The organism is Bacillus sp. JJ864 (assembly GCF_036963045.1).
Taxonomy (GTDB): Bacteria; Bacillota; Bacilli; order Bacillales; family Bacillaceae_G; genus Bacillus_A; species Bacillus_A pseudomycoides_C.
Map to the genome: position 1 here is coordinate 282 of NZ_JBALLY010000207.1, position 4,839 is coordinate 5,120.

The 4,839-nt window shown below is 36.2% G+C and carries 3 protein-coding genes (1 of these 3 cut by a window edge); 2 read left to right on the top strand and 1 reads right to left on the bottom strand.

Features of this window, described 5'->3' with window-relative positions:
* The first annotated feature begins 129 nt into the window (after positions 1 to 129).
* Positions 130 to 1,506, top strand: coding sequence for a Na+/H+ antiporter NhaC (gene nhaC, locus V7024_RS22965; RefSeq protein ID WP_335524318.1), 1,377 nt, complete (start codon positions 130 to 132; stop codon positions 1,504 to 1,506).
* Positions 1,507 to 1,525: 19 nt separating this feature from the next.
* Here the strand turns inward: nhaC and V7024_RS22970 are convergent, their stop codons facing one another.
* The gene (locus tag V7024_RS22970) at positions 1,526 to 3,763 is read right to left on the bottom strand and encodes a bifunctional 2',3'-cyclic-nucleotide 2'-phosphodiesterase/3'-nucleotidase (RefSeq protein ID WP_335524319.1); all 2,238 of its coding nucleotides are present in this window, start codon (positions 3,761 to 3,763) and stop codon (positions 1,526 to 1,528) included.
* A 301-nt stretch (positions 3,764 to 4,064) separates the two neighbouring features.
* Here V7024_RS22970 and V7024_RS22975 point away from each other — a divergent pair, with 301 nt between their 5' ends.
* On the top strand, positions 4,065 to 4,839 hold the 5' portion of the coding sequence (locus V7024_RS22975) for a GDSL-type esterase/lipase family protein (protein ID WP_335524321.1). The gene runs 11 nt beyond the window's last position; only the first 775 of its 786 coding nucleotides appear in the window; the start codon lies at positions 4,065 to 4,067; the stop codon falls past the right edge of the window.

A 4,839-nucleotide genomic window follows, 5' to 3' on the forward strand; every position in this document is an offset into this window, starting at 1 on the left:
AGGGGCGTTTTTTATTTTCCAAAAAGGAGAGAAGTAGTATGCAAGTTTCGGCGGCCGGGGGAATTATTCGATATTGGCGTATTTTTTCAAATCATAGTAAAACATAACAGCTAAGGAGGATTTATTATCATGATTACAAAACGAGCGTCTATTATACTAACAGCTCTTATCTTTTTATGTATCGGTTTTAGCGTCATTCAATTACAAGTTATGCCTCATATTCCCATTTTATTTGGGATTGTCATATTACTAGCATTTGGATTCATAAAGAAAATACCATGGTCTATAATGGAGAACGGAATGAAAAATGGTATTTCAGCTGGCTTACCATCTATTTTTATCTTTTTACTTGTCGGTGCATTAATTAGCGTTTGGATTGCTGCTGGAACGATTCCGACATTAATGGTGTACGGTTTTCAAATTGTTTCACCTAAAATTTTCTTACCAACAGTCTTTATTGTCTGTTCTATTATCGGTACGAGTATTGGTAGTGCCTTCACAACAGCTGCGACAGTTGGAATTGCTTTTATGGGAATGGGAAGTGCTCTTGGATACGATGCGGCATTAGTTGCTGGTGCTGTTATTTCTGGATCTTTCTTTGGAGACAAAATGTCACCTCTTTCTGATACAACAAACTTAGCACCTGCTGTCTCTAAAGTAGATATGTTTGATCATATTCGAAATATGTTGTGGACAACTGTACCTGCATTTGCTATTTCACTCGTTATTTTCTTTATTCTTGGGAAAGGCACTTCTGGACAACTTCAGTTTGCCTCTTTCACAGAAACATTAGAAAAACATGCAACAATTTCGATCGTTACTTTACTACCGGTTCTTGTGTTATTTGTATTAGCAGTGAAAAAAGTTCCAGCTGTTCCTACGTTACTTGCTGGTATTATCTCAGGTATTATCATTCTATTTATTTTTACTCCAAATACATCTCTTACAAGCTTAATTAATATTATGCAAAACGGATATGTATCGCATACAGGTGTAAAAGATATTGATAGTTTATTAACACGCGGTGGATTACAAAGTATGTTAATGTCTGTTGCCCTTATTTTCCTTTCACTCGGCATGGGAGGATTACTGCAAGAAATGGGGATTATTAAACAACTTATGGCGGCTATCGCAAGCTTCGTCACTACGAGCGGACGTTTAATCTTCTCGACAGCAGCTACTGCAATCGGAGTTAACTTTTTACTCGGTGAACAATACTTATCCATCATCTTACCAGGTCAAGCATTTGCCGAAAAATACGATGAGCTCGGCTTAAAGCGCCGCAATCTATCACGTGTATTAGAAGATGCCGGCACGGTTATTAATCCGCTCGTGCCATGGGGAGTTAGTGGTGTGTTTCTCGCAAGTGTCCTAAACGTACCTACAATAAGCTACCTGCCATACACTGTTTTCTGTTTACTTTGTCCAATCATCACTTTATTTGTTGGATTCACAGGATTTGGTCTTTCATGGGAGAAAGAACATAAAGAAAAGTCCGCTGCCTAGCAGTGGACTTTTTTCTTTATTATTTATTTAATTTCTTTCTTCTAAATAATGCTATCGCACCTGCACCAATAAACGCAAGACCTGCTCCTAATGTCGTGAACACATTCGCCCCTGTATTTGGCAAGTTGTTGTCTGTTTTCGTTTGCTCTTTACCTGAATCTGCTGCCCCTGGCTTCTCTTCACCATTTTTATTATCTTCTGTTGTTTTCGGCTGATCTCCACCATTGTTATTATCTGTTGGCGTTTTCGGTTGATCAGTTCCATTATCGCCGCCATTTGGCTTCTCTCCACCAGTTGGTTCATCTTTTTTCGTTAAATCAATTGCATATTTTGCAAATTCATTTTCTGATGGACCAACGTAAGAAATATTGCCGTCTTTTGTTATATATTTTTTGGCATTTGGAGAAGAATCAAATGTAACATTCAATTTCTCACCAGCAATTGGTTTAAATGTCCAGTTTTTATCTGCTGTCGGATTAATCGTTTTGATTTTTTCCATATATTCTACAATAATTTGACGTGTTTCATTAGGAGACTGATAAATCACTTCCCCTTTACTTACACCTGGGAATGTTTTACTGCTACCACGGTAGTTATTCGTTGCTACAATAAACTCTTGACTATCCGTTACCGGCTTTCCATCAAACGTTAAGTTCACAATACGATTTCCAGCTTTCTCTCCAACATTTCCATCTTTGTCATATTTAGCAGGCTGCGTTACATCAATTTCATATTTCACGCCATCTATTACGTCAAAATTGTATGTTGGATAGTCAGTATTCACTAATTTTTGCTCATCTGTTGCGTTCTTTGGCTTTGGATTGATTTGATTAAATTGACCTGCAGACATTTCTAACCAATCTTTCAACTGAGCACCATTTACTTTCACCGCATATAATGTATTTGGATACACGTATAAGTCCGCAACGTTTTTAATAGCAAGCGTTCCCGCTGGAATGTCTGTATAATATGTAGCGCCGTTACGTCCACCTGCTTTAAATGGTGCACCTGCTGATAAAATTGGCAACTTTTCAAATTTCGTACCCTTCAGCTTCTGCTCTGTATACCACTTTTGTGCATTCGTTACAATTTGAACAGATGGATCATCTTGTACAAGCGCAAAGTAACTATTAATTGGCGCTGTCGTTTCGCCAACCGATGTATTTACATATTCAATTGTTCCATCATGTTCTGCTTTTATTTCATCAACAAGTCTTTGATCGGCTCCTACCGCCTTAGCCTTTTTATCTATAATCGGACTCAATTTTGGAATGGATTTTTCCTTTTGTACTTCCCATTTTCCGTCCACCTGCTTTAATTCCATATCAATTATTCCTAAATTATTTCCGAAAACACCTGGCATTACAACAGGAACACCATCATTATACTTCTCCGCTACTTCTGTATGAGAATGGCCCATCAGTACTGCGTCAACACCAGGAACTTCTGTTAAATAATACGATGCATTCTCCATTCCAGAACTGTAACCGCTTTTATCAACACCCGAATGAGCTAACGCAACGATAATATCTGCGCCTTCCGCTTTCATTTTCGGCACCATTTTCTTTGCCGTTTCTACAATATCTTTTGCTTTTACTTTTCCTTCTAAATTCGCTTTATCCCATCCCATAATTTGCGGTGGTACAAAGCCCATGACTCCAACTTTTATTTTCTGCTTATTACCAGCTTCATCTACTACTTCTTTTTCAAAAACATGATAAGGCTTAAAGTAATTTTTATCATTTTCTTCATTATCATCTTTATCATCTATATATACATTAGAGTTAATTACAGGAAACTTTGTTTTACTAATCACTTGATTTAAATAATCTAAACCGTAGTTAAATTCATGATTTCCAAGAGAGATGACGTCATACTTCATTAAATTCATCATACGATATAACGGATGCACATAGTTTGGATCTAAATTATCTTCTTTTTTTATTTTATTTGCCACATAATCACCAAGCGGCGTTCCTTGCAGTGCATCTCCATCATCAAATAAAACAGAGTTTTTTGCCTCTTCACGTGCTTTATTAACAAGAGTTGCTGTTTGAACTAATCCTACTTTATTATCTGTTTTTGTTTGATAGTAATCATAGTTCATTAAATTTACGTGAATATCAGATGTTTCTAATATTCTTAGTTTTACAGTACTGTCCTCTCCCTCTGCATATGCAGGTGTAGGCCATACTTGTGGAGCAATAACACCTAATGCAAGTGCAGCACCAGCCAACGTTTTTGTTGATTTCTTCACAAAAAATCCCCCTTATAACATAATCCCCAGTTATAAAATATACGATGGGATCAGTGTCCCTACTTCTTAATCACCCAACTTGCCAAGACATTAGTTGTCCTACTTCTTTTACAAGTTGGATAAATTTACCCCATCTGGAATTTATCATAACGAACAGACGTTACTATCGTCAACAAATTTTGACGTACTTCTACAAATTTTCTGTAAAAGCATTGTAAAATTTTCGTGAAGACGTAATATATCTTCCATTGCTTCTCATCATGAATATGATACAATAACCATTTATAAGGAGGATAACATAATGAAAAAACTTCTTTTATCTACAGTTTGTCTCCTCCTTCTTATCATTACACTTTTGTATTGTGACAAGAATAATGAGACGAATGTTCAAAAAGAATCCCCAGCAGCAATCGTTCCGCACTGGGTTGATACACAAACAGATGCGACACTTCATCATCTTGTCTTAGGCGATTCTCTTGCAAAAGGTTATGGATCTACACAAGGCGGGTATGTACAAGTTGCTTCTCATACATTAGAAACACAATTACAAAAACAAATTATCGTCGATAACCTTGCAATAAACGGCTTAACAACAGACCGGTTACTACAAATGGTACAAACCGAAGAAGTGAAGCAAAAAATAAAAGAAGCTAACATGATTACAATTAGTATTGGTGGAAATAACGTTTTACACATAAAGCGAGACGTCGGTGTAATAGAAGGAATGAAATTATTAAATGAAGAAAAAGATCATTTTGAACAAGATTTACAAAACATTGTAAAAACGATTCGTGCTGCTAATCCGAACGCACTCATCATTTTATCTGAACTCTATAACCCATTAAAACTGGACGATTCCATTGCTTCTTACGCAAATGTTTTCTTAGACAATTGGAACAAAACAATATATTCGATTTCAAAAGAAAACCAAACTTCACTCGTCTTACCGATCCGTAAATTATTACCAAGTGACCAAAAAGATTTATTGTATGATCAAGTTCATCCAAATGATAAAGGATATGAAATAATCGCAGAATCATTTGCACAACAAGTGTTGTCATATAAAGTGAAACTTC

What these genes read in the sequence shown, in the direction of transcription:
- nhaC (WP_335524318.1), top strand. Translation starts at nt 130, where the DNA reads ATGATTACAAAACGAGCGTCTATTATACTAACAGCTCTTATCTTTTTA.